This is a genomic window from Streptomyces roseus (genome assembly GCF_001044425.1).
Classification (GTDB): domain Bacteria; phylum Actinomycetota; class Actinomycetes; order Streptomycetales; family Streptomycetaceae; genus Streptomyces; species Streptomyces roseus.
Genome location: NZ_LFML01000033.1, coordinates 40,706 through 63,283, shown reverse-complemented (window position 1 = coordinate 63,283; position 22,578 = coordinate 40,706). Strand labels below are relative to the sequence as shown.

General features: G+C 69.8%; 26 protein-coding genes. 12 read left to right on the top strand and 14 right to left on the bottom strand.

The window, feature by feature from the left end:
- Positions 1-78: 78 nt before the first annotated feature.
- Entirely contained in the window at positions 79-1,866 is a 1,788-nt protein-coding gene (gene thiC, locus ACS04_RS09325) for a phosphomethylpyrimidine synthase ThiC (RefSeq protein ID WP_048476065.1), read from the bottom strand.
- A gap of 179 nt (positions 1,867-2,045) precedes the next feature.
- On the opposite strand from thiC, the gene ACS04_RS09320 reads away from it, so the two are divergent.
- The gene (locus ACS04_RS09320; protein WP_209441667.1) at positions 2,046-3,491 is read left to right on the top strand and encodes a YibE/F family protein; all 1,446 of its coding nucleotides are present in this window, start codon (positions 2,046-2,048) and stop codon (positions 3,489-3,491) included.
- Positions 3,492-3,567: 76 nt separating this feature from the next.
- Here ACS04_RS09320 and ACS04_RS09315 read toward each other — a convergent pair whose 3' ends face one another.
- The 4 genes from ACS04_RS09315 to ACS04_RS09300 all read right to left on the bottom strand — a co-directional run bounded on the left by ACS04_RS09315 (position 3,568) and on the right by ACS04_RS09300 (position 5,906).
- Positions 3,568-4,017, bottom strand: a complete 450-nt coding sequence (locus ACS04_RS09315) for an SsgA family sporulation/cell division regulator (protein ID WP_048476064.1) — start codon at positions 4,015-4,017, stop codon at positions 3,568-3,570.
- A 97-nt stretch (positions 4,018-4,114) separates the two neighbouring features.
- Positions 4,115-4,885 (bottom strand): IclR family transcriptional regulator, encoded by a 771-nt coding sequence (locus ACS04_RS09310; RefSeq protein ID WP_209441666.1) that lies wholly within the window; start codon positions 4,883-4,885, stop codon positions 4,115-4,117.
- A gap of 320 nt (positions 4,886-5,205) precedes the next feature.
- The gene (locus ACS04_RS09305) at positions 5,206-5,424 is read right to left on the bottom strand and encodes a DUF5326 family protein (protein WP_048476119.1); all 219 of its coding nucleotides are present in this window, start codon (positions 5,422-5,424) and stop codon (positions 5,206-5,208) included.
- Between the two features lie 164 nt (positions 5,425-5,588).
- Positions 5,589-5,906: a cupin domain-containing protein gene (locus ACS04_RS09300; RefSeq protein ID WP_048476063.1), complete on the bottom strand. Its 318-nt coding sequence runs from the start codon at positions 5,904-5,906 to the stop codon at positions 5,589-5,591.
- A gap of 89 nt (positions 5,907-5,995) precedes the next feature.
- On the opposite strand from ACS04_RS09300, the gene ACS04_RS09295 reads away from it, so the two are divergent.
- The 5 genes from ACS04_RS09295 (at position 5,996) to ACS04_RS09275 (ending at position 9,708) form a co-directional block, all read left to right on the top strand.
- Positions 5,996-6,376 carry a phage holin family protein gene (locus tag ACS04_RS09295; protein ID WP_048476062.1) on the top strand — a complete coding sequence of 127 codons (381 nt, stop codon included), beginning with the start codon at positions 5,996-5,998 and terminating at the stop codon, positions 6,374-6,376.
- A 9-nt stretch (positions 6,377-6,385) separates the two neighbouring features.
- Entirely contained in the window at positions 6,386-6,877 is a 492-nt protein-coding gene (locus tag ACS04_RS09290; protein ID WP_048476061.1) for a low molecular weight protein-tyrosine-phosphatase, read from the top strand.
- Positions 6,874-8,070, top strand: a complete 1,197-nt coding sequence (locus tag ACS04_RS09285) for a cystathionine gamma-lyase (RefSeq protein ID WP_048476060.1) — start codon at positions 6,874-6,876, stop codon at positions 8,068-8,070. Before ACS04_RS09290 ends, ACS04_RS09285 begins: the two co-directional genes overlap by 4 nt.
- A gap of 177 nt (positions 8,071-8,247) precedes the next feature.
- Positions 8,248-9,153 (top strand): LysR family transcriptional regulator, encoded by a 906-nt coding sequence (locus tag ACS04_RS09280; protein ID WP_048476059.1) that lies wholly within the window; start codon positions 8,248-8,250, stop codon positions 9,151-9,153.
- Positions 9,154-9,228: 75 nt separating this feature from the next.
- Positions 9,229-9,708, top strand: a complete 480-nt coding sequence (locus tag ACS04_RS09275) for an NUDIX domain-containing protein (protein ID WP_048476058.1) — start codon at positions 9,229-9,231, stop codon at positions 9,706-9,708.
- Between the two features lie 86 nt (positions 9,709-9,794).
- Here ACS04_RS09275 and ACS04_RS09270 read toward each other — a convergent pair whose 3' ends face one another.
- Positions 9,795-11,060: a globin domain-containing protein gene (locus tag ACS04_RS09270; RefSeq protein ID WP_398023992.1), complete on the bottom strand. Its 1,266-nt coding sequence runs from the start codon at positions 11,058-11,060 to the stop codon at positions 9,795-9,797.
- 58 nt (positions 11,061-11,118) lie between these two features.
- The gene (locus ACS04_RS09265; RefSeq protein ID WP_048476056.1) at positions 11,119-11,766 is read right to left on the bottom strand and encodes an HAD family hydrolase; all 648 of its coding nucleotides are present in this window, start codon (positions 11,764-11,766) and stop codon (positions 11,119-11,121) included.
- A gap of 117 nt (positions 11,767-11,883) precedes the next feature.
- On the opposite strand from ACS04_RS09265, the gene ACS04_RS09260 reads away from it, so the two are divergent.
- The 3 genes from ACS04_RS09260 to ACS04_RS09250 are packed head-to-tail and all read left to right on the top strand — an operon-like array spanning position 11,884 to position 14,498.
- The gene (locus tag ACS04_RS09260; RefSeq protein ID WP_048476055.1) at positions 11,884-12,777 is read left to right on the top strand and encodes a GNAT family N-acetyltransferase; all 894 of its coding nucleotides are present in this window, start codon (positions 11,884-11,886) and stop codon (positions 12,775-12,777) included.
- A gap of 29 nt (positions 12,778-12,806) precedes the next feature.
- Positions 12,807-13,268 (top strand): GNAT family N-acetyltransferase, encoded by a 462-nt coding sequence (locus tag ACS04_RS09255; RefSeq protein ID WP_048476054.1) that lies wholly within the window; start codon positions 12,807-12,809, stop codon positions 13,266-13,268.
- Positions 13,269-13,322: 54 nt separating this feature from the next.
- On the top strand, positions 13,323-14,498 hold the full coding sequence (locus tag ACS04_RS09250) for a winged helix DNA-binding domain-containing protein (RefSeq protein ID WP_048476053.1): 1,176 nt from the start codon (positions 13,323-13,325) through the stop codon (positions 14,496-14,498).
- A 38-nt stretch (positions 14,499-14,536) separates the two neighbouring features.
- Here the strand turns inward: ACS04_RS09250 and ACS04_RS09245 are convergent, their stop codons facing one another.
- Entirely contained in the window at positions 14,537-15,922 is a 1,386-nt protein-coding gene (locus tag ACS04_RS09245; protein WP_048476052.1) for a serine hydrolase domain-containing protein, read from the bottom strand.
- 65 nt (positions 15,923-15,987) lie between these two features.
- Positions 15,988-16,305, bottom strand: coding sequence for a hypothetical protein (locus ACS04_RS09240; protein ID WP_048476051.1), 318 nt, complete (start codon positions 16,303-16,305; stop codon positions 15,988-15,990).
- 82 nt (positions 16,306-16,387) lie between these two features.
- Between ACS04_RS09240 and ACS04_RS09235 the strand changes: the two genes are divergently transcribed.
- Positions 16,388-16,744: a hypothetical protein gene (locus tag ACS04_RS09235; protein ID WP_245236335.1), complete on the top strand. Its 357-nt coding sequence runs from the start codon at positions 16,388-16,390 to the stop codon at positions 16,742-16,744.
- Positions 16,745-16,829: 85 nt separating this feature from the next.
- Here the strand turns inward: ACS04_RS09235 and dnaB are convergent, their stop codons facing one another.
- Positions 16,830-18,293: a replicative DNA helicase gene (gene dnaB / locus ACS04_RS09230; RefSeq protein ID WP_048476049.1), complete on the bottom strand. Its 1,464-nt coding sequence runs from the start codon at positions 18,291-18,293 to the stop codon at positions 16,830-16,832.
- A 452-nt stretch (positions 18,294-18,745) separates the two neighbouring features.
- On the opposite strand from dnaB, the gene ACS04_RS09225 reads away from it, so the two are divergent.
- A complete protein-coding gene (locus ACS04_RS09225) occupies positions 18,746-20,083 on the top strand; it encodes an MATE family efflux transporter (RefSeq protein ID WP_048476048.1) in 1,338 nt (445 codons plus the stop codon).
- A 160-nt stretch (positions 20,084-20,243) separates the two neighbouring features.
- Here ACS04_RS09225 and rplI read toward each other — a convergent pair whose 3' ends face one another.
- The 4 genes from rplI to rpsF form a co-directional block, all read right to left on the bottom strand.
- Entirely contained in the window at positions 20,244-20,690 is a 447-nt protein-coding gene (gene rplI, locus ACS04_RS09220; RefSeq protein ID WP_048476047.1) for a 50S ribosomal protein L9, read from the bottom strand.
- Positions 20,691-20,708: 18 nt separating this feature from the next.
- Positions 20,709-20,945, bottom strand: coding sequence for a 30S ribosomal protein S18 (gene rpsR / locus ACS04_RS09215; protein ID WP_005315025.1), 237 nt, complete (start codon positions 20,943-20,945; stop codon positions 20,709-20,711).
- A gap of 43 nt (positions 20,946-20,988) precedes the next feature.
- A complete protein-coding gene (locus ACS04_RS09210; RefSeq protein WP_048476046.1) occupies positions 20,989-21,585 on the bottom strand; it encodes a single-stranded DNA-binding protein in 597 nt (198 codons plus the stop codon).
- A gap of 72 nt (positions 21,586-21,657) precedes the next feature.
- Positions 21,658-21,948, bottom strand: a complete 291-nt coding sequence (gene rpsF / locus ACS04_RS09205) for a 30S ribosomal protein S6 (RefSeq protein WP_004950685.1) — start codon at positions 21,946-21,948, stop codon at positions 21,658-21,660.
- Positions 21,949-22,195: 247 nt separating this feature from the next.
- Between rpsF and ACS04_RS09200 the strand changes: the two genes are divergently transcribed.
- A complete protein-coding gene (locus ACS04_RS09200) occupies positions 22,196-22,510 on the top strand; it encodes a hypothetical protein (protein ID WP_048476045.1) in 315 nt (104 codons plus the stop codon).
- The last annotated feature ends 68 nt before the right edge of the window (positions 22,511-22,578 follow it).

Here is a 22,578-nt window from a genome sequence, read left to right as displayed (position 1 = left end):
GCACGGCTGCGCGCCGGGACGCTGCTCTGGGAAGCCCCCTCATCCTCCCCAGAGCAGCGCCGGCCGCTCAAGAGCGGGTCAGTCCGCCAGGGGGAGGTAGACCCGGTTGCCGCTCGCCGCGAACTCGGCGGACTTCTCCGCCATGCCCGCCTCGATCTCGTCGGCCTTCAGATCGCCGCCGTGCTCACGGCGGATGTCCTGGGAGATCTTCATCGAGCAGAACTTCGGACCGCACATCGAGCAGAAGTGCGCGGTCTTGGCCGGTTCGGCCGGGAGCGTCTCGTCGTGGAACTCGCGAGCCGTGTCCGGGTCGAGGGCCAGGTTGAACTGGTCCTCCCACCGGAACTCGAAGCGCGCGTCCGACAGGGCGTCGTCCCATTCCTGGGCGCCCGGATGGCCCTTGGCCAGGTCCGCCGCGTGGGCGGCGATCTTGTATGTGATGACGCCGGTCTTCACGTCGTCACGGTTGGGCAGGCCCAGGTGCTCCTTCGGCGTGACGTAGCACAGCATCGCGGTGCCCCACCAGGCGATCATGGCGGCGCCGATGCCCGAGGTGATGTGGTCGTACGCCGGGGCGACGTCCGTGGTCAGGGGGCCGAGCGTGTAGAACGGCGCCTCCTCGCAGATCTCCTGCTGGAGGTCGATGTTCTCCTTGATCTTGTGCATCGGGACGTGGCCCGGGCCCTCGATCATGGTCTGCACGTTGTGCCGCTTGGCGATCGTGTTCAGCTCGCCCAGCGTCTTCAGCTCCGCGAACTGCGCCGCGTCGTTGGCGTCCGCGATGGAGCCGGGGCGCAGGCCGTCGCCGAGCGAGTACGTGACGTCGTACGTCGCGAGGATCTCGCAGAGTTCCTCGAAATTCGTGTAGAGGAAGTTCTCCTTGTGGTGCGCCAGGCACCAGGCGGCCATGATCGAACCGCCGCGGGAGACGATGCCGGTCTTGCGGCGGGCGGTCAGCGGCACGTACGGCAGCAGCACACCGGCGTGGACCGTCATGTAGTCGACGCCCTGCTCGGCCTGCTCGATGACCGTGTCCTTGTAGATCTCCCAGGTCAGGTCTTCGGCGCGGCCGTCGACCTTCTCCAGCGCCTGGTACAGCGGCACGGTGCCGATCGGGACCGGGGAGTTGCGCAGCACCCACTCGCGGGTGGTGTGGATGTTGCGGCCGGTCGAGAGGTCCATGACCGTGTCGGCGCCCCACTTGGTCGCCCAGGTCATCTTGTCGACCTCCTCCTCGATGGAGGAGGTGACGGCGGAGTTGCCGATGTTGGCGTTGACCTTCACCAGGAACCGCTTGCCGATGATCATCGGCTCGATCTCGGGGTGGTTCACGTTGGCGGGGAGCACCGCGCGGCCTGCGGCGATCTCCTCACGGACCACCTCCGGGGAGACGTTCTCGCGGATCGCGACGTACTCCATCTCCGGGGTGATCTCACCGCGGCGGGCGTACGCGAGCTGTGTGACGGCGGCGCCGTCACGGCCCCGGCGGGGCTGGCGCGGACGCCCCGGGAAGACAGCGTCGAGGTTCTTGAGCCCACCTCGGGGCGAGGTGTGCTTGATGCCGTCGTCCTCGGGGCGCACGGGGCGGCCCGCGTACTCCTCGGTGTCGCCGCGGCCGATGATCCAGTTCTCGCGCAGCGGCGGCAGTCCGCGCCGTACGTCGGTCTCGATCTGCGGGTCGGTGTACGGCCCGGACGTGTCGTAGAGCGTCACGTCCTTGCCGTTGGTGAGATGGACCTGGCGGACCGGCACCCGGATGTCGGGGCGGGAGCCCGCCACGTAGCCCTTGTGCCAGCCCGGCTGGCGCTCGGTCCGGCCGGCATCGTCCTGGTTGACGGCAGGCGTGCGTGCGTCCTGAATGGTCATGAGACCTGATCTCCCTACGCCGGCATTACCCGGTAACAGGTTCGGCGGTCGACGCAGCCTCTTCCCGTACGCATCTGTGCTGCGCGTACGGTGATCAGCGCCCTCTCAGCCCGGTGCTCCGAGCTCCCGCGTTGTGCAAAGGTGCCCCCACGCTAGCGTCATTTGTGGCGTGCTGAACAGTGGGCCCCCTCAACTCTTGCGATGATCTGCCGGTGACGTCCTCGCCGCAGCCCCCCACCCAGCCCACCGAGCCCACAGGTCACAACGACCACATCCACGCGGGCCACGGGCACGACGACCACCGGCATGACCAGGTCCCGGCCCCGGGCCACTCCCACGGTCATTCGCACGGCCACGGACCGGCTGCTCCCGTCTCGAAGCACCTGCGCAAGGTCATCGCGGCGGTCCTGATCCCGTTCGCCGTCGCCGTCTTCGTCGGCATGGTGGTCCTCTGGCCGGGCGGCGCGCCCGCCCACGAGCGCTCCGGGGTGGGCTTCGACCGGCAGACCCAGCAGGGCCGGGTCGTCGCGCTCGAACAGGTCGACTGCAAATCGGTGAACGCCTCGCAGGTGCCGACCACCGGGAACGTCACCACGCCGGAGGGCCGCGAGGCCCGGGCCCGGCAGACGGGCGACTGCAAGAAGGCCACCGTCGAGGTCGGCACCGGTCCGGACAAGGGCCGGACGTTCGTCGAGATCGTCCAGCCGGGCGCGCCGCGGCAGTTGGAGAAGGACCAGGAGGTGGTCGTCGCGTACGCACCGGACGCGCCCCGGGACCTCCAGTACTCCGTGGTCGACGTCAACCGCAAGCTGCCGCTGGCGGTGCTGGCCGCCATCTTCGCCGTGGCCGTGGTCGTCGTCGGACGGATGCGGGGCCTGTTCGCGCTGATCGCCCTGGTGGTCAGCTTCGGCGTGCTGACCCTCTTCATCCTCCCGGCGATCCTCCAGGGCTCGAACCCACTGGTCGTCGCGGTCGTCGGAGCAAGCGCGATCATGCTCATCGCGCTCTACATGTGCCACGGCCTCAGCGCCCGTACGTCCGTCGCCGTCCTCGGCACACTCGTCTCGCTGCTGCTGATCGGGCTGCTCGGCTCGGTGTTCGTCGACTGGGCGTTCCTCAGCGGCAACACCGACGACAACACCGGGCTCATCCACGGGCTCTACCCTGACATCGACATGAGCGGTCTGCTGCTCGCGGGGGTGATCATCGGGTCGCTCGGCGTACTCGACGACGTGACGGTCACCCAGACGTCGGCGGTCTGGGAACTCCACCAGGCCGACTCGTCGATGGGCCCCCGTGCCCTGTACCGGGCGGCCATCCGGATCGGCCGCGACCACATCGCCTCGGTGGTCAACACCCTGGTACTGGCCTACGCGGGCGCGGCGCTTCCGCTGCTGCTGCTGTTCTCGATCGCGAACAGCAGCATGGGCTCGGTGGCCAACAGCGAGCTGGTCGCGGAGGAGATCGTGCGCACCCTCGTCGGATCGATCGGCCTGGTGGCGTCGGTCCCGGTGACCACCGCGCTCGCGGCGCTGGTGGTCTCCGCCGACCGGCCGGGATCCCCGGCCGCAGCGGCGGCCTCGGGGCGGGTCCGCGGCGGCCGGGGCCGGCGGCGCAAGCGCTGAGCGGCCCGGGAGGCTCGGGGGCCCGGGGGAACTCGGCGCGTACGGTCGGCCGGCTCGGCCGGTCGGGTCCGCCCGCTCAGCCGGCGTTCTGCTCGTTCTGCCGGGACTCGGCCAGGATCCGGTCCAGCGCCTCGTCGAGGTTCTCCTCGAAGTCGCCGAGGTTTCGCTCCTGACCGAGCGGAACAAGCCGGTCGGTACGGTCGAGGAACGCGACGAGCGGCGCCGCGCCGGCGCGGAACAGGGCCCGGTCGCTGCCGACCTGGAGCCTGATGTGGACGTCGGACAGTTCCTCCGGCTCGGTGGGAGCGATGTGCACATCGCCGTCCCCGCACGGCTTGTTGATGCCGTCGAGGAGCAGCTCGCGGCCGAACGCCCAGGTCACGGGGGCGTCTCCGGGAAGGTGGAACGTCAGGCGCACTGCGTAGGGGTCTCGGGTTTCGTACCGGAGTTCCACCGGGATCCGGAAGGAGAGCTCCTCGGAAACGAGGAAGCTCATCATGACCTCTGCCTGTACCGACTCGCGCATGGACTACCCCGCTGTAGTGGAAGTGGCCAGGAATGATCCCCCAGGGCCCTCTTGACAAGGGTGGTGGAAGCGCATGCAGATCACAAGGAGTGAGTTTTCAGATACTGATAGAGAACGAGAGGGTACTCAACAGCGCGCCTACTTCACTCCGTAGTCGATTGACTACATTCGGCAATCGTTCCTCCTGGTGCAAAGGGAGCGAAATCGCCATTGTTGCGGCGGTATCGCCCGCCGTGATGGGGATGGCCGCGCAGACCGTGCCCAGCGCGTACTCCTGACGCTCCGTAACCGGCTCCATGCGACCGAGAGAGCCGATGCGATGTTCGAGGGCGCTCTGGTCCCGGACGGTGTACTGGGTGACGGCCTCGACCGGGTGCCGCTCGTAGTAGTCCTTGCGCGTCTTCTCGTCGAGCTGGGCCAGCAGGCACTGCCCGATGGCGTGCGCGTGGCCGGTCGCACGGAAATCCGCCCACTCCTCGACAGCGGGGCTGGCCGGGGTGTCCGAGACGCCCACGAGCTCGATCTCGCCCTCGCGGAACACGGCGAAGTAGATGGGGGCCCCGACCGCGTCGCGGAAGTGCGCGAGGGAGTCGAGGATCATGCTGCGACGTTTCTGCTGGAGTCCGCCGCCCGCCAGCCGCCCGGCGGCCGCGCCGAGCACGAACACGCCGCCCTCGCGGCGCAGGTAGCCCTCGTGCGTGAGGGTGCGCAGCAGGTGGTACGCGGTGGGAAGGGGGAGCCCGGCTTCGCGCGCCAGTTGTTTCGCCGGGGCTCCCGCGCTGTGGGAGCCCGCTGCTTCGAGCAGCCTCAACGCGCGCTGCACCGAACCGATCAGCGTCGGCACACCGGCATTGTGAACCGGAGACAAAGCTCACCCCCAGGCGTGGCGGCGGGCCTGGGGAGGGCCCGCCCTGCGGGGGCCGCCCCCGCGCGCGCCGCGATTCCTGGGGGTCGCACCAGGCCGACACTGGAGAAAACCGCAGGTCAAGGCGGTACCACCGGCGTCCGGTGCCCAGGGAACGGCGCAGATTGCCACCCTATCGGCCGATTCCCGCGGTGCGGGTGGTTTGCCACCCCCCGTTCCCCCGCCCGGGTTAATCCCCCGGATTGACCCGGGCCCTGGTCCCGGGCTCGAAGCCCGGGACCAGGGCCCGCAGATCTCGGCCCGGAGATCAGGGCTCCGGCGACCTACCAGTCGCGCGAGGAGGACTTTGCACCACCGCCGGTGAACTTCTTCACGATGAAGACCAGGCCGCCCACGAGGGCGACGAAGAGCAGCAGCTGGAAGACGAACGAGATCAGGGCACCGAGGATGCTCGTGATGACGCCGCCGAAGACGAAGAGCACCAGAAGCGGGATCGCGACCCACTTGACCCACCAGGGCATGCCTGCGAACGTCCGTCGGATCCCGTCCATGTCCTCAACCTCTTCCTGAGCTTCCCGAGCCGTGACTTCCTGCTCTCGATGCTAGGAGGCCGCTCGGCCGCCCGGGGGCCCGCGAGCCCTCGGACTCCCCTGATCCGCCCCTTAGGGGAATCAGGGGGTCCGACCCTGGGTCGGGGCCCGCCCGCTCAGGCCTCCGGCGGGGAGAACACCACCAATACCCGCAGGTCCTCGGTGATGTGATGGAACTTGTGAACCTCCCCGGCGGGCACGTAGACGACGCTGCCGCGCGCCACCGTCGTCGTCTGCTCCCCGACCGTGATCGAGCCGCGCCCGCTCACCACGAAGTACACCTCGTCCTGGCGGTGCGGCTGCTGCGGGTCGCTCTGGCCGGCGTCGAGGGCGTACAGCCCGACCGACATGTTCCGTTCGCGCAGGAACTGCAGATAGGCGCCGTCGTTCGCGAGCCGCTCCGCCTCGAGCTCATCCAGCCGGAAGGCCTTCATCGTCGTTGTGCCCCTTGCTCTCTCACGTCCCCAGGCATCCGCTGATCTGCTGATGTCCCACCGGGATCTTCTCTGCCACGATCAGACACATGACGAATTTCGTAGTCAAGACGCTCGCCAACGCGGCTGCCCTGGCCGTCGCCATCTGGCTGCTCGCCGGCATCACGCTCGACGACCAGAGCTCCCTCGGCCGCCGGACCCTCAGCCTGATTCTGGTCGCCCTGGTCTTCGGCCTGGTCAACTTGATCGTGAAGCCCGTGGTGAAGTTCTTCTCACTTCCCCTGTTCATCCTCACCCTCGGACTGTTCACCCTCGTCGTGAACGCCCTGATGCTGATGCTGACCTCCTGGCTGGCCAAGCAGCTCGACCTCAGTTTCCACGTCGACAGCTTCTGGACCGCCCTGCTGGGCGGCCTGATCATCTCCGTCGTCTCCTGGGCCGTGAACATGGCCCTGCCCGACAAGGACTGAGCGGCTTCCATGTATCGCGTGTGCTTCGTCTGCACGGGCAACATCTGCCGCTCCCCCATGGCCGAGTCCGTCTTCCGGGCCCGCGTCGTCGAAGCCGGGCTCGACGCCCTGGTCGAGGTGGACAGCGCCGGCACCGGCGGCTGGCACGAGGGGGACGGCGCCGATCCGCGCACGGTCGCCGTCCTGGAAGCCGCCGGGTACGAGCAGGATCACCGTGCCCGGCAGTTCCGGGCCTCGTGGTTCGCCGGTCTCGACCTCGTCATCGCACTCGACGCCGGGCACCTGCGAGACCTGCGGTCGCTCGCACCCACTCCCGAAGACGCCGCCAAGGTGCGCCTGCTGCGTTCCTACGACCCGGCGGCGACCGCCGCAGAAGCCGACGTACCGGATCCCTATTACGGCTCCCGCGCGGGGTTCGAGCAGTGCCTGGAGCTCGTCGAGGCGGCGAGCGCGGGCCTGTTGGAGGCCGTACGCGAGACAGTGAAGGAGCACACCGCATGAACCAGCACGCCGACAGGGCCGCTGCGGCCGGAGCCGGGCCCGCGACCGGGGCGGCAGCGGCGGAGGGGATCGGCGACGGCACCCGGGCCGTACGCGCCGGGCTGCCCGAGCCCGTGAAGAACGAACCGCCCCTGCCCGGACCCGTCTTCGCCGCCCATTTCCACCTCCCCGGCGACGTGGAGGGCCCGTACACCTACGGACGGGACACGAACCCCACCTGGACCTTGCTGGAGCGGGCCATCGGGGAACTCGAAGCGCCCGGCCAGGAGGGCGTCCACACCGTCGTCTTCGCCTCCGGCATGGCCGCGGTCTCCGCCGTCCTCCTCTCCCAGACCCGTACCGGTGACACCGTCGTCCTGCCCGACGACGGCTACCAGGCACTGCCGCTGGTCCGCGAGCAGTTGGAGGCCTACGGGATCCACGTCCGCACCGCGCCGACCGCCGGGGACGCGCAGCTCGCCGTCCTCGACGAGGCCAGGCTGCTGTGGATCGAGACGCCCTCCAACCCCGGCCTCGACGTGTGCGACATCCCGCGCCTGGCCGAGGCCGCCCACGCCGGCGGCACCCTCGTCGCCGTCGACAACACCCTCGCCACCCCGCTCGGACAGCGGCCCCTGGAACTCGGCGCGGACTTCTCCGTCGCCAGCGGCACCAAGGGCCTCACCGGCCACGGCGACCTCCTGCTCGGCTACGTGGCCTGCCGCGATCCGGAGCTCGCCGCCTCCGTCCGGCGCTGGCGCAAGATCATCGGCGCGATCCCGGGCCCGATGGAGGCCTGGCTGGCCCACCGCTCTCTGGCCACCATCCAGCTGCGGGCCCAGCGGCAGTGGGCGAACGCGCTGGCCGTCGCAGAGGCGCTGGCCGACCGTACGGACGTCACCGGGCTGCGCTATCCCGGCCTGCCCGCGGACCCGTCGCACAAGACGGCCGCCCGGCAGATGCGGGGCTTCGGCTCCGTCGTCTCCTTCACCCTGCCGGACCGCGCGCACGCGGAGCGGTTCATGGCCGCCCTGCGCCTGGTCGAGGACGCCACGAGCTTCGGTGGCGTGCGATCCACCGCGGAGCGGCGCGGACGGTGGGGCGGCGACCCCGTCCCGGAGGGGTTCATCCGCCTGTCCGCAGGCGTCGAGGACACTGACGACCTGGTCGCGGACGTGCTGCGGGCACTGGACGCGGCGGTCGCGGGCGCCTGAGCAGCAGGAACGAGAGCGGTCCGAGCCTCCCCCCTGGTGGCTCGGACCGCTCCGGGTTCCGCGCGCGAAGAACCACGGGCTCAAGGCTAGTTGACTGAACGTCAGAGTCCAATCACGGTAACGACAGGGGCCTATCGACATATTTATAGTTGAAGGCCCCCACCGAGAGGGGCCTTCATGGACCTGGCCCTGTTGCGCACCTTCGTCGCCGTGCACCGGGCGGGCTCGTTCACGCGGGCCGCCGCGCTCCTCGGGCTGTCACAGCCCGCCGTCACCTCGCAGATCCGCACCCTCGAACGCCAGCTGGGCCGGCCCCTCTTCCACCGCAGGGCCCGCGGGGTGACCCCCACCGCCGTCGGCGACGAACTCGCCCACAAAGCGGCCCCCCACCTCGACGCCCTGCTGCGGATCACCGAAGCGGAGCGCGAGGCCGCCGGCGCGTTACGCACCCTGCACCTCGCCGGTCCTCCCGAGTTCCTCTGCCTGCGCGTCCTGCCCGCCCTCGCGCCGCTCGTGGGCCAGGGCCACACACTGCGCACCGTGCTCCAGGCCGGGGCCGAGGAGGCTCTCGACGGACTCGCCGCCGGCCATCACGATCTCATCGCCACCACGGCCCGCCCGCGCGGCGGGCTCTTCAGCGCGACCGCCCTGTGCGACGAGGAGCACGTCCTGGTCGCCGCACCCTACTGGGCCGCCCTCGTCGATCCGGACCGGCTCCGCGAGATCGGTCCCGCCGCCTTCGACGGCATTCCGCTCGTCGAGGTCCACGAGACGCTTCCGCTCGTCGCCCGCTACTGGGCCGCTGTCTTCGAGACCCGTCCCGGCACCCGGCCCGATGCCGCCACCGTGGTCGCCCCCGACCTGCGGGCCGTGCTGGAGTGCGTCAAGGCCGGCGCCGGACTGGCCGTCCTGCCTCGCTATCTGTGCCAGGACGCTCTCGACAACGGGCAGATCGTCGCCCTGCTGGAGCCGCCCGTACCCCCGCTGCGCACCTGGTTCCTCGTCGTCCGGACCGGCAGTCTCGCCCTCGCCCACCTCGCCCGTGCGCACGACCGCCTGCTGCGCGCTGCCGCGCACTGGTGAGCCTCCGCTTCCGCCCCTGCGGCGGGTTTCGCCGCCACGCGTTTCAGACACCCCGGCGTGGGCCACTCTTCTCCCATGACCGAACGTCCCGTGGTCAAACGCACCGCCCGCGCGATCCTGCTCGACGGTGACGACCTGATCCTCATCAAGCGCACCAAGCCCGGCGTCGATCCATACTGGGTGACCCCCGGCGGGGGAGTAGAGCCCTCGGACGCCACCGTCGTCGACGCCCTCCACCGAGAGCTCCACGAGGAACTCGGAGCGAAGATCACCGATGTGGTGCCCTGCTTCGTCGACACCGTCGAGCACATCGCCGACGGCGGGGTGACCGGAGTGAAAGTGCAGCACTTCTTCGTCTGCCACCTCGAATCCATGGACCCCGGCCAGCGGCACGGCCCCGAAATCGACGAGCCCGCGGGCGAGTACGAGATCGTCCGCGTGCCCTTCAGCCGGGTCGGCATCGCCGCCGTGCACCTCGTCCCGCTGTCCCTGCGCCACTACCTCGACGGCAACATCGAGGGCGTACGCGCCATGCACGCCCCCGACCTGGGCTGACTCCGCCCCGGGTCGCACACGGTGCGGCCCGGGTCGTCTCGGCCCGGGTCGCTCTGAACGGTGCGGTGCCGGCCCGTCGCCCGGCCTCAGCCGGCCGCGCCCACCAGTTCCTCCACCGCGTCGAAGCGGATCCGGTCGCCCGGTATCCCGATCCGCTTGAGCTCGCTCACGCCGCTGCGGATCATCGCGGGCGGCCCCGAGACGAACGCGTCGTAGGAGCTCCACGGCCCGTGCTCGCCAACCGCTTGGGGCAACTGGCTCGCTAGGCCCGCGCCGACCACCGGGCGTACCGACAGCCAGGGGTGGGAGCGCTGCAACCCCAGCAGGGTGTCTTTGTCGTACAGGTCGCCGTCGCTGCGCGCCCCGAAGAACACCTCCACCGGACGCCGCTCGCCGTGTTCCGCGACGTCTTCGATCAGCGCCTTGATCGGGGCGATGCCCGTTCCGCCGCCCAGGCAGAGCATCCCGTTGTCGGTGCTGTGGTCCACCACCATCGACCCGGCCGGCGGTCCGAGCCGCAGCACGTCGCCGGGCCGGGCGTGGCGTACCAGCGCGTTGGAGACCCAGCCCGCCGGAACGGCCTTGACGTGGAAGCACAGCAGCCCGTCGGCGCGAGGCGCCGAGGCGAACGAGTAGTGGCGCCACACCCGCGGCCACCACGGGGTCTCCAGGCTCGTGTATTGGCCCGCGAGGAAGGCGTACGGCTGGTCGGGGCGGACCGTGAGCACCGCGATGTCCGGGGTGCGCAGGTCGTGAGAGACCACCTCCGCGTGCCAGCACGCGGGGCTCTCCCTCTCGTCCTCCGCCGCCGCGTCGATCATCGTCTGGGACATCGTGGTGTAGGCCCGAACCCACGCGGCCTGGGTCTCCGGCCCCCAGGTCTGTTGCGCGTACCGGGACAGGGCGCCGATGAGGGCCTCGCCCACCACCGGATAGTGCCCGGCCACCGTCCCGTACTTGCGGTGCCCGGTACCCAGGCGGCGCAGGTACGGGACGAGCACCTCCGGATCGTCGATGTGCTCGGCCGCGGTCAGCAGGGCCTTCAGCAGCCGATCGCGCTGCGCGTCCATGGCGGCCGGGAACATGTCCCGTACCTCGGGATGCCCGGTGAACACCAGGGCGTAGAAATAGGAGGTCACCCGGTCGGCGATCGGTGCGATCTCCTCCAGGGTCCGGCGGATGAGCACGGCGTCCGGGGAGGGCTCGACCACACCGCCCCCGGACGGTATCCGGGCCGTCCGTCTGGCCGATCTGGTGGGCGGAGCGTCCATGCGATGCCTCGCTTCGAACATCTCGGTCGGTAACGCGCCACGGCCTTCGAATCCGTGGTTCCGGGCCTCAGAGCCTGCCAGCTACCCCGACCGTTCAAGGGGAAAACCGGAAACTCCGCGTTTCGAACCCGCTTCCCTCTTAAGATACTTGGACTTCGCGCGCCGCCCCCACCAGCCGGTACGCCTCTCGCAGGTCCCGGCCCTCGTAGACGTAGGTCGCCCGCTCCGCCAGGTACGGCCCGGCGTTGACCGCCACGGACACCGAAACGGCCTCGAAGAGCAACGAGTCGGTCGGTGAATCCCCGTACGCGACGCAGTCGGCACGACCCACCCCGAACTGCGCGCAGAGCCGGTCCGCCACCCTGACCTTGCCCTCGGGTGTCAGGATCCCGGCCGCGTCCACGGGCCGGGTGAAGGGCACCGCCGGGAATACCGAACCGTGAGCGGCGTGTGCGCCCCACTCCAGCAGGAGTTCCACGAAGAACGAGGGGGACAGCGAGATCACCGCGCAGTAGTCCCCGCGTTCCCTGATCTCCCGCCACACCTCACGGATCCCCGCCAGCCACGGAGCTCCGTCGAACGCCGCCCGGACGTGTGCGGGCGTCAGCTCCGCCCACAGCGCATGGGCCGCCACCGAGAACTCATGTGGTCCCATCTGCTGAGCACCGAAGGCCCGCTCCAACTCGGCGATCTCCGCGCTCAGACCGAGCTGGCGGGAGATCTCGACCGGCGCCGCCGAGCCGTGCATCAGCGTCCCGTCGAGATCGAAAAGATGCAGGAGACTCATGCACGGGAGGTTAACCCGTGCACGTTTCACGTGAAACATCGTCCGGTCGATGTTTCACGTGAAACATCGCTCCCAAATCCTCTGGACGCCCCCCAGCCGATGATCCAGTCTGGGCCTGTGACACCACCACACCTCACCGACCTGCCGATCCGTGCACTGACCGTGGATGATCTCCGCAGCTGTGCCGACCTCTCCGAAGACCGCGGGTGGCCGCGCGAGGACCACAAGTGGGGGCTGCTTCTCGCCGCGGGCAGCGGCTACGGCATCGACGCTCCCGATGGACAGGGGCTCGCCGCGGCGTGCGTCGTCACCTCGTACGGGCACAGGCCTTCCGGGCCGGAGCTGGCCGCCATTGGGATGGTCCTCGTCGCCGAGCGTTTTGCCCGCCAGGGCCTGGGTCGCCACCTCATGACGTACGTCTGCGACGACGTCCTCAAGGGGATCCCCCTCACCCTCCACGCCACCCCCTATGGCCGCCCCCTCTACGAGGAGCTCGGCTTCGACACCACGGGCCGTGCGGAAATGCTCCGCGGCACCTTCCGCGGAGAGCCTGCCGACATGGCTCCCCAGGCCGGTTCCGCGACGGTCCGCCCGGCGAGCGGCGAGGACATCCCGCGGATCGTCCGCCTGGACACCGAGGTCTTCGGTACCGACCGGACACACATGATCACGCGACTTCCCGCCTTCGCGGACCGGCTGCTGGTCGCCGAGGACGCCCGGGGGGAGCTCGTCGGCTACGCCGCGATCTGGCCCAACATGGAGACCCATGTGATCGGCCCGCTGATCGCGCGGGACACGGCCGACGCCCAGGCACTCGTCACCGCGCTCGCCGCCGTCACCGACCGGCCGCTGCGGACCGACATCGACGTACGCCACGAGGAGCTCCTCGGCTGGCTCAAGGACCGCGGCCTCGACTCCGTGGCGTTCAACACCGTCATGACCCGTGACATCCCGGGCCTCCCCGGCGACTGGACCCGTCGCTGGGCCCCGATCACCGTGGCAGCGGGCTGAGAGCAGCGGACCGAGAAGGGAACCACCCCATGACCGAATCCGACGAGCCTGCGATCCGGCCGGCCACCGAGGCGGACCTGCCCGCCATCGTCGCCCTGCTGGCGGACGATCCGCTCGGCGCCGCCCGCGAATCGCCCGACGACCTCACCCCGTACGTCGCGGCCTTCAAGCGCCTGGCCGACGACCCCCATCAGCACGTCGTCGTCGCCGTCCACGAGGGCCGCGTCGTGGGCACCCTGCAGCTCACCATCGTCCCGGGACTGTCCCGCAAGGGAGCCACCCGCTCGATCATCGAAGGCGTCCGGGTCCATGCCGACGAGCGCGGCGGCGGCCTGGGCACCCGGTTCATCCAATGGGCCATCGAGCAGTCCCGCCGTGAGAACTGCCAACTCGTGCAGCTCACCTCGGACGTGTCCCGCACCGATGCCCACCGTTTCTACGAGCGGCTCGGGTTCACCGCATCCCATCTCGGGTTCAAACTCTCCCTCTGATCGCCGGCTCCACAGGCCCGCCCGGTGACGGTGGTCCGGCCTACGATCGGGAGGATGAGCCCCAGCTTCCCGATCGTCACCACCGCCGAGCGCCGCAACCGGCTCGGGCGCAGACACCGCCTGGCTCCCTCGGCGCATGCCGCCACTGTCACCGAGGCCGCGGACGCCGTCGTCGCCCTACACGCCACTGACGCCGCGACCCTGTTCCTCTCGGCTCGCGCCCGGCTCGCGGAGGGCGGCCCCGCAGCGATCGAACAGGCCCTCTACGAGGACGTCTCCCTCGTCCGGCTGCTCAGCATGCGCAGGACCCTCTTCGCCGTCTCCGGCGAACTCGCCCCGTACGTGGACTCCTCCACCGCGCGAGACATCGCCGTCAAGGAGCGCAGCTCCCTGCTCAAACACCTCGTAGAGGACGGCCAAGGCCTCGACGCCGACTGGCTGGCCGCGGCCGAGGCAGCCGCACTCGATGCCCTCGACACGCTCGGCCCCAGCACCGGGAGCCAGCTCTCCGCGGCCGTGCCGGCCCTGCGACAGAAAATCACCGTCGGCCGGGGCAAGAAGTACGAGGCCGAGACCGGTGTCGCCACCCGGGTGATCCGGCTCCTGGCCGCCGACGGCCGGATCCGCCGTGACCGACCGCGCGGATCGTGGACCTCCAGCCAGTTCCGCTGGGCCCACACCGAGCCCTGGCCCACCGTGCCTCCAGCCGAGGCGCGCGCCGAGATCGCCCGCCGCTGGCTGCACGCCTACGGACCGGCCACGGAGGCGGACCTCAAGTGGTGGACGGGCTGGACCCTCACCGACGTCCGCAAGGCCCTCGCCGCGGTCGGGCCCGACCAGGTCCTCCTCGACGACGGCACGACCGGCCTGGTCTCCCCCGGGGACACCGCACCCGAACCCGCACCGGAGCCCTGGGCCGCGCTGCTGCCCGGCCTGGACCCCAGTGGCATGGGCTGGGCCGACCGGGGTTTCCACCTCGACCCCGCCCACCGGCCCGCACTCTTCGACTACGCCGGCAACATCGGCCCCACGGTCTGGTGGAACGGTGAGATCGTCGGCGGCTGGGCCCAGCGTGCGGACGGCGAGATCGTCTGGCGGCTGCCCGCCGACCGCGGCCGCGCCGCCGAGGAGGGCGTCGCCGCCGAGGCGGACCGCCTCGCCCGATGGGTGGGCGAGGCCCGAATCACCCCGCGCTTCCGCACCCCACTGGAACGCGAACTCGTCTCCTGATCCCGCGGGTTGCCCCGTGGGCCGGTCGCGGCGACGACCTAGCCGATACCCCGCCAGCCCTGCGGATCCACCCCGCCGGGCACCGGGGCCTGTGCGTCGTACGGCTCCCTCGTGAACACGAACGAGCCCAGGTCGAGGTGGCTCACCGAACCGTCCTCGCGCCGGACGACGCGGAGGGTCTCCCCCGCGTAGTAGCCGGAGAGCCCGGTCCAACTGCCGTCGGGCTCCGCCCGGAACCGGGCGGCCCGGCCCGTCGCACCCACCGGTGCGAGCTCCAGCAGCCCGTCCGCCTTCAGCCGCAGCACCTGCGGGGACGTGCCCCAGTACCAGGGCCCGCACAGCTCCAGGGCGACCGGATCGGCCTCCCGGAACGGCCGCCAAGGCCGGGGGAACCGCGGCTCCGCGTCCGCCACGATCCCCACCAGCTCCGCCGCCACCGACGCCGCGGGCAGCCCGGACGTGCAGTTCGCCAGCACCACGGCCGCCACGTCATCCGCCTCGCTCAGCCACAGCCCCGCGACGAACCCCGGCAGCGAACCGCTGTGGCCCGCGAGCCTGCGACCGCCGGCGTCCGTCAGCTGCATGCCGAGCCCGTAGCCGAGCTCGGCGACACCGGGCTCCGGCGGCGCGGCCGACGTCCGCATCTCCCGTACCGACTCCGGGCTCAGCACCCGCTCGTCACCATGGGCGAGGAACACCGCGAACCGGGCCACATCACGTGCCGTGGACCAGAGTTGTCCGGCCGCAGCCATCAGGCCCAGGTCCTGCGCGGGCTCGGGCATCATCACGTCGGCCCAGGGGTGCACCGCCCAGCCGCCCGCGTGCGGAGCCCGCGCTCGCGCCGTCGTACGGTCCAGCCCCAGCGGCTCCAGCACCTCGGCCCGGAGCACCTCGTCCCACGGCTTGCCGCGTACGGCCTCCACGAGCGAACCGAGCAGCGTGTAGCCCGGGTTGGAGTAGTGATGCCGCCGGCCGGGCCGAAAGCGGAAGGGCTCCTCGCCCAGCACGTCCGCGAGCTCGGGCCGCAGCTCCGCGGGCGAGCGCTCCCACCATTCGCCGGGTGTCTCGGCGGCCAACCCGCCGGTGTGGGAAAGCAACTGGGCGAGGGTCACCTCTCCGGCGCCCGTTCCCGGCAGATGCTTCTCCAGCGGGTCCTCAAGGCTCAGCAGGCCCTCGTCCCGCAGTCGCATCACCAGAACCGCGGTGAAGGTCTTGGTGATCGACCCGATCCGGTACTGCACGTTCCCATCGGGACCGTGGCCCTCGACGAAGGTCCGAGAGCCCTCCCAGACCACCTCGCCGCCGCGGGCCACGGCCGCCACCACCGACGGCGCCCGGCCCTCGCTCTGCGCGACGGCGATCCGGTGCCTCAGGGCACGCCGGGTGGTGGGAAGCAGCTCCAGGTCTTCAGACACGGCATCCATGATCTGTAGGTTCTCGCTTTCGGTGTCATGTCGCTGCGATGTGACCTGCGCATGATGGCGATGTCTCACGTGGGTCGGCCCGGGTTCTGGCGCGTGGCCATCTGCTGATGGGCGGAGTGCCAGACTTCATCGAACTCGTCAGAAGTCAGCTGCTCCGGATCATGGCCTTCCCACTCGGAGACGGGCAGTTCTGCCGTGATCCCGAACCTGCTGTCGTACTCGTCGAGGCGACCCGTGTCGGAGGCCTGTTGCCATTCGGCGAGTGAGGCGGCTGCGATGGGGGTCAGCTCCGGCCCTTCGAGCTCGATCTGCCGTGTCACCCAGCCTTCGGCGTCGACCTCGAAGTAGAACCAGACGTCTTCCTCGTCCCAGTAGCAGCGCATCCATGTCGTCACCAGCCCATGATGACGGCCTGCTCTCTCTGCTCACCGCGGCGGTGTCAGAGTCATGCTGGAGGATCACGCCATGCTGATTGCAACTGATGCGGCCGGGCACGTGGTGAAGAGGCCCTCGAAGCCGGCGATAGGCAGGATGCTGGCCAACCTCCAGCGCGGTAACGCGCATCTGGTGCTGGAGCGCGTGGAGGAGAGCCTGGAAGGCAGCTGGTACGTCCAGGTGTTGCTGCGCGACGACAACACGTACCAGCTCGAATTCCAGGACGGCGTGGGAGCCGAGCACTACCGGACGCGAACCGTCTCCCAGGAGAAGGTCGTGACCGCGGTGCTCGGCTGGGCGGTCGGCAAGGCCGACTGGAAGGTCGGGTTCATGTGGAACAACATCGGCTCGCCGTTCGAGGCGGATGACACTCCGCTCCAGAGCTGACCCGAAACCGTTGCCGACCGCTGCTGCGCGTTCAAGCGTCCCTCGGGAGATCAGGGCGCGAGATCCGAGGTCTGCGGATCGGATGCTACGTGTTGGCCATGTCGACGAACCGCGAATAGTGGCCCTGGAAGGCGACCGTGATCGTCGCCGTGGGGCCGTTTCGGTGCTTCGCCACGATCAGGTCCGCTTCGCCCGCGCGGGGCGACTCCTTCTCGTAGGCGTCCTCGCGGTGCAGCAGGATGACCATGTCGGCGTCCTGCTCGATCGAACCCGATTCACGCAGGTCGGAGACCATCGGCTTCTTGTCGGTGCGCTGCTCGGGGCCACGGTTCAGCTGGGACAGCGCGATCACCGGCACCTCGAGCTCCTTGGCCAGCAGCTTGAGGTTTCGGGACATGTCCGAGACCTCCTGCTGGCGGCTCTCGGGCCGGCGCGAGCCGCCCGACTGCATCAGCTGGAGGTAGTCGATGACGACGAGCGAGAGATCGTTGCGCTGCTTGAGGCGCCGGCACTTCGCCCGGATCTCCATCATCGACAGGTTCGGGGAATCGTCGATGTAGAGCGGGGCGGCGGAGACGTCGGGCATCCGGCGGGCCAGCCGGGTCCAGTCGTCGTCCGTCATGGTGCCGGAGCGCATGTGGTGCAGGGCCACCCGGGCCTCCGCCGACAGGAGGCGCATCGCGATCTCGTTGCGCCCCATTTCGAGGGAGAAGATCACGCTGGGCAGGTTGCTCTTGATCGAGCAGGCCCGGGCGAAGTCGAGCGCGAGAGTGGACTTACCCATGGCGGGGCGGGCCGCGATGACGATCATCTGGCCGGGGTGCAGTCCGTTGGTCAGCGAGTCGAGGTCCGTGAAACCGGTCGGGACGCCCGACATCTGGCCGCTGCGGGAGCCGATGGCCTCGATCTCGTCGAGCGCGCCCTCCATGATGTCGCCCAGCGGCAGGTAGTCCTCGGACGTCCGCTGCTCGGTGACCGCGTAGATCTCGGCCTGGGCGCTGTTGACGATCTCGTCGACGTCACCGTCCGCCGCGTATCCCATCTGCGTGATCTTCGTGCCGGCGGCGACCAGGCGGCGCAGGACCGCCCGCTCGTGGACGATCTCCGCGTAGTACTCGGCGTTCGCCGCGGTCGGCACCGACTGGACGAGCGTGTGCAGGTACGAAGCACCGCCGACCTTGCTGATCTCGCCGCGGCGGGTCAGCTCGGCGCCGACGGTGATCGGGTCGGCCGGCTCGCCCTTGGCGTACAGGTCGAGGATCGCCTGGTAGATCGTCTCGTGCGAGGGGCGGTAGAAGTCGTGGCCCTTGATGACCTCGACCACGTCCGCGATGGCGTCCTTGGACAGGAGCATGCCGCCGAGCACCGACTGTTCGGCATCGAGGTCCTGCGGCGGGACGCGCTCGAAGCCGCCGCCACCGCCGTCCCAGGAGCCGCCCTCGCGGCCCCGGTCGTGCTGTTCGTCCCCTCGGACCCGGCTGTCGCCGTTGCGGCGCGAACGGGCGGGCAGACGGTCACCGGGACCACTGTCGGCCCAGGGGTCGTCCATGGGCTCGGGCATACTCACCGGGCCGCCTCCTCCCGTCCGCAAAGCGGACCTTGCCGTGCCACTCTTTCTACGACACGGCTCTGACATGTGGGGCACCCGGATCCGCCGTCGGCGAGTCGGGCAACGCACAACGGTAGGGCCGACGGCGACGTCAGCCAATCTTGTTATCCACAGGCTGTGTGGATGAGATGTGGATGACCGACCCAATGCTGTGGGTAACTCGCCGGAAGCTGTGCACGGACCGGGGGACGGCGCTGTGGACAAAATCACCTGGCCCACCCATACACCCATCCTGACCTGCGATTTCTTTCTCCACGGGCTGTGGGGGAGAAATTTCTGGGCACCAGTTTCGAGATCGCCTCCAACGGGGTGCCGAGAACGTGTGAACCAACTCGCCGGTAAGGATCCAAAGACCATTGCATCCATTACCTGTGGAAGATTAGATTGAGCGCATGACACAGGCCCTCGCCCCGCTGAAGCCTGCCCCGAGACGGCACGACCGCGAGATACTCGCCCTCGCCGTCCCGGCGTTCGGCGCGCTCGTCGCCGAACCTCTGTTCGTGATGGCCGACAGCGCCATCGTGGGACACCTCGGCACCCCCCAGCTGGCCGGTCTCGGCATAGCCGCGGCCCTCCTCACCACCGCGGTCAGCGTCTTCGTCTTCCTCGCGTACGCCACCACCGCGGCCGTGTCCCGACGGGTCGGCGCGGGTGACCTCCGGGCCGCCATCCGACAGGGCATGGACGGGATCTGGCTCGCCCTCCTCATCGGCGCCGCCGTGGTCGCCGTCCTGCTTCCGGCGGCGCCCTGGCTGGTCTCCCTCTTCGGGGCCTCGGACACCGTCGCCCCGTACGCGGTCACCTATCTGCGGATCTCCGCCCTGGGCATCCCGGCCATGCTGATGGTGCTCGCCGCCACCGGCGTCATCCGCGGCCTCCAGGACACCCGCACACCGCTCTACGTCGCCATCGGGGGATTCGCCCTCAACGCGGGCCTGAACGGCGCCCTCGTCTACGGAGCCGGCTTCGGCATAGCCGGTTCCGCCTGGGGCACGGTGATCGCCCAGTGCGCGATGGCCGGCGCCTACCTCTTCGTCGTCGTCCGTGGGGCCCGTCGGCACGGGGCCTCCCTTCGACCCGACCTCGCGGGCATCCGGGCCTGTGCCCAGGCCGGAGTACCCCTGCTGGTACGCACGCTGTCCCTGCGCGCCGTCCTGATGATCGCCACCGCCGTGGCCGCACGGCTCGGCGACGCGGACATCGCCGCCCACCAGATACTGCTCTCCCTGTGGAGCCTGCTCGCTTTCGCCCTCGACGCCATCGCCATCGCCGGGCAGGCCATCATCGGCCGCTACCTGGGCGCCGGTGACACCGAGGGGGCCAAGGCCGTCTGCCGCCGCATGGTGCAGTGGGGGATCGCCTCGGGAATCGTCCTCGGCGCTCTGGTGGTGGCGGCCCGCCCGCTGTTCATCCCGCTCTTCACCGGCGACCCGGTGGTCGAGGACGCCCTGCTGCCCGCTCTGCTGGTCGTGGCCGTCTCCCAGCCCGTGTGCGGCATCGTCTTCGTGCTCGACGGGGTTCTGATGGGCGCGGGCGACGGGCGCTACCTGGCCTGGGCCATGCTCCTGACGCTCGCGGTGTTCACCCCGGCCGCCCTGCTCGTCCCGGCCCTCGGCGGCGGTCTCACCACGCTCTGGTGGGCCATGACGCTGATGATGCTGGTCCGGATGGCCACCCTCCAGCTGCGCGCCCGCTCAGGCCGCTGGCTGGTCGCCGGAGCGACCCGATGACGCGCTGACGCGCTGGTCTTGAGCCCATGTTTCACGTGAAACATGAGCTGGGACACCGCGTGTTTCACGTGAAACATCGGCCGGGACATCGACCGGCGGAGCCCCGGAAACGACGAAGGGCCGCACCCCCACGGGGGGTGCGGCCCTTCGCTCGCAGCACTTAGGCGGCGACGACCTCGACGCCCACGTTCGCAGCGACCTCGGGGTGCAGACGCACCGAGACCTGGTACGAACCGAGGGTCTTGATCGGGGCAGCCAGCTCGACGCGGCGCTTGTCGACCTTCGGACCACCGGAAGCCTCGATCGCCGTGGCGATGTCGGCCGGGGTCACGGAGCCGAAGAGACGGCCGGCGTCACCCGAACGGGTGGCCAGACGGACCTTCGTGCCCTCGAGCTTGGCCTTGAACTCGTTGGCCTGCTCGATGGTCGCGATCTCGTGGATCTTGCGGGCGCGGCGGATCTGCGCCACGTCCTTCTCGCCACCCTTGGTCCAGCGGATCGCGAAACCACGCGGGACCAGGTAGTTGCGAGCGTAACCGTCCTTGACGTCGACGACATCGCCGGCGGCACCGAGGCCAGAGACCTCGTGGGTCAGGATGATCTTCATTAGTCGGTCACCCTTTCCTTATCGCGCGGTGGACGTGTAGGGCAGCAGCGCCATCTCACGGCTGTTCTTGACGGCCGTGGCGACGTCACGCTGGTGCTGCGTGCAGTTGCCGGTAACGCGGCGGGCACGGATCTTGCCGCGGTCGGAAATGAACTTCCGCAGCATGTTCGTGTCCTTGTAGTCCACGTACGCGGTCTTGTCCTTGCAGAAAGCGCAGACCTTCTTCTTAGGCTTGCGCACAGGCGGCTTCGCCATTGTGTCTCTCCTGTGAAATCAAGAAGTGGGGGTGCGAGCTGCCCTAGAAGGGCGGCTCGTCCGAGTAGCCACCGCCGGAGCCGCCGGAGCTTCCGCCCCAGCCGCCACCGCCGCCGCCCTGCTGCTGGCCGCCGGCCGGCGCGCTGGACGCCCAGGGGTCGTCGGAGGGAGCTCCGCCGCCCTGGGACTGGCCGCCACCAGGGGCTCCGCCCCAGTTGCCACCGCCGCCGCCCTGCTGCTGGCCGCCCCCGCCGTATCCGCCCTGGCCACCGCGACCGGTGGTCTTGGCGACCTTGGCCGTGGCGTTCTTGAGGCTGGGGCCGACTTCCTCGACGTCCAGCTCGTAGACCGTGCGCTTGACACCCTCACGGTCCTCGTAAGACCGCTGCTTCAGCCGGCCCTGCACGATGACGCGCATGCCCCGCTGAAGGGACTCGGCGACGTTCTCCGCCGCCTGACGCCAGACCGAGCAGGTCAGGAACAGGCCTTCGCCGTCCTTCCACTCATTGGTCTGCTTGTCGAAGATGCGGGGAGTGGACGCGACACGGAACTTCGCGACCGCCGCACCCGAGGGGGTGAAGCGCAGCTCGGGGTCGTCGACGAGATTGCCGACGACCGTGATGACGGTCTCGCCTGCCATGGATGAACCTCTCGGCGGGGATTGCTGCTGGGCTGCTGTGCTACTCGGTCCCGATTACCGCTGAACCGAGGTTCAGTGGGTCTCGGGGCGAAGGACCTTGGTCCGGAGAACCGACTCGTTCAGGTTCATCTGTCGGTCAAGCTCCTTGACGACCGCAGGCTCGGCCTGGAGGTCGATGACCGAGTAGATGCCCTCGGGCTTCTTCTTGATCTCGTAAGCGAGACGACGACGGCCCCAGGTGTCGACCTTCTCGACCTTTCCGTTGCCCTCACGGACGACGGAGAGGAAGTTCTCGATCAGCGGGGAGACAGCGCGCTCCTCGAGATCGGGGTCGAGGATGACCATCACTTCGTAGTGACGCATGTGGAACCCACCTCCTTTGGACTCAGCGGCCACGGTCGTTCCGTGGCAGGAGGGTCGTGATGCGTGCGCACGGCGTCTGTGAGCAGACACCGCGCAGCTGTACAGACTACCTGCTCGACTCCTTCCGGTTGAAATCCGGCAGGAAGAGGCCACACTCTGTATTCATCGGGTGTGCTCGGTGCTATGCCCCCGGCCCCAGCCGGGGGCGGCCGTGCACCGCTCTGCTTCAGCCAGGAGGTGCCTTCCGATGGCACAGGCCATGCAACCCAAGTCCTCCATCTCGCTCCTCGCGACCGACGGCAAGCCCCATCCGCTCCAGGACACCCTCATGGTGGCCACGGTGGTGCTCGGCACCGTGGCGTTCATCACGGGCTTCTTCGACAATCTGCACCTGCTGAGCTCGTGGACCGGGCTCGTCGGCATCCTCACCGGCGCGTACGGACAGTTCATCTCGGAGACGACACGCGAGCGCTTCGCACTGATCATCGGGCTTGGTGCCGCGGGCGTGGGCTTCTACCTGGGCATGGCGCACGGCGGTCTCTTCGGCGGCTGGGCGGGCTGACCGGGGGCACCTCGGCGACAGGGCGCCGGCCACTGATGGGCCGGGCCCGGCCCGTCCCCCAGATGGGT

Bases quoted from the DNA above. Each gene is read 5' to 3' on its own strand.
- dnaB (WP_048476049.1), bottom strand. From the start codon at position 18,293: ATGGACGACCCCTGGGCCGACAGTGGTCCCGGTGACCGTCTGCCCGCC.
- ACS04_RS09240 (WP_048476051.1), bottom strand. From the start codon at position 16,305: ATGCGCTGCTACTGGGACGAGGAAGACGTCTGGTTCTACTTCGAGGTC.
- ACS04_RS09315 (WP_048476064.1), bottom strand. From the start codon at position 4,017: ATGCGCGAGTCGGTACAGGCAGAGGTCATGATGAGCTTCCTCGTTTCC.
- ACS04_RS09200 (WP_048476045.1), top strand. From the start codon at position 22,196: ATGGCACAGGCCATGCAACCCAAGTCCTCCATCTCGCTCCTCGCGACC.
- rpsF (WP_004950685.1), bottom strand. From the start codon at position 21,948: ATGCGTCACTACGAAGTGATGGTCATCCTCGACCCCGATCTCGAGGAG.
- rplI (WP_048476047.1), bottom strand. From the start codon at position 20,690: ATGAAGATCATCCTGACCCACGAGGTCTCTGGCCTCGGTGCCGCCGGC.
- ACS04_RS09285 (WP_048476060.1), top strand. From the start codon at position 6,874: ATGAACCAGCACGCCGACAGGGCCGCTGCGGCCGGAGCCGGGCCCGCG.
- ACS04_RS09275 (WP_048476058.1), top strand. From the start codon at position 9,229: ATGACCGAACGTCCCGTGGTCAAACGCACCGCCCGCGCGATCCTGCTC.
- ACS04_RS09280 (WP_048476059.1), top strand. From the start codon at position 8,248: ATGGACCTGGCCCTGTTGCGCACCTTCGTCGCCGTGCACCGGGCGGGC.
- ACS04_RS09290 (WP_048476061.1), top strand. From the start codon at position 6,386: ATGTATCGCGTGTGCTTCGTCTGCACGGGCAACATCTGCCGCTCCCCC.
- ACS04_RS09255 (WP_048476054.1), top strand. From the start codon at position 12,807: ATGACCGAATCCGACGAGCCTGCGATCCGGCCGGCCACCGAGGCGGAC.
- ACS04_RS09250 (WP_048476053.1), top strand. From the start codon at position 13,323: ATGAGCCCCAGCTTCCCGATCGTCACCACCGCCGAGCGCCGCAACCGG.
- ACS04_RS09210 (WP_048476046.1), bottom strand. From the start codon at position 21,585: ATGGCAGGCGAGACCGTCATCACGGTCGTCGGCAATCTCGTCGACGAC.
- ACS04_RS09300 (WP_048476063.1), bottom strand. From the start codon at position 5,906: ATGAAGGCCTTCCGGCTGGATGAGCTCGAGGCGGAGCGGCTCGCGAAC.
- rpsR (WP_005315025.1), bottom strand. From the start codon at position 20,945: ATGGCGAAGCCGCCTGTGCGCAAGCCTAAGAAGAAGGTCTGCGCTTTC.
- ACS04_RS09225 (WP_048476048.1), top strand. From the start codon at position 18,746: ATGACACAGGCCCTCGCCCCGCTGAAGCCTGCCCCGAGACGGCACGAC.
- ACS04_RS09245 (WP_048476052.1), bottom strand. From the start codon at position 15,922: ATGGATGCCGTGTCTGAAGACCTGGAGCTGCTTCCCACCACCCGGCGT.
- ACS04_RS09265 (WP_048476056.1), bottom strand. From the start codon at position 11,766: ATGAGTCTCCTGCATCTTTTCGATCTCGACGGGACGCTGATGCACGGC.
- ACS04_RS09235 (WP_245236335.1), top strand. From the start codon at position 16,388: ATGCTGATTGCAACTGATGCGGCCGGGCACGTGGTGAAGAGGCCCTCG.
- ACS04_RS09295 (WP_048476062.1), top strand. From the start codon at position 5,996: ATGACGAATTTCGTAGTCAAGACGCTCGCCAACGCGGCTGCCCTGGCC.
- thiC (WP_048476065.1), bottom strand. From the start codon at position 1,866: ATGACCATTCAGGACGCACGCACGCCTGCCGTCAACCAGGACGATGCC.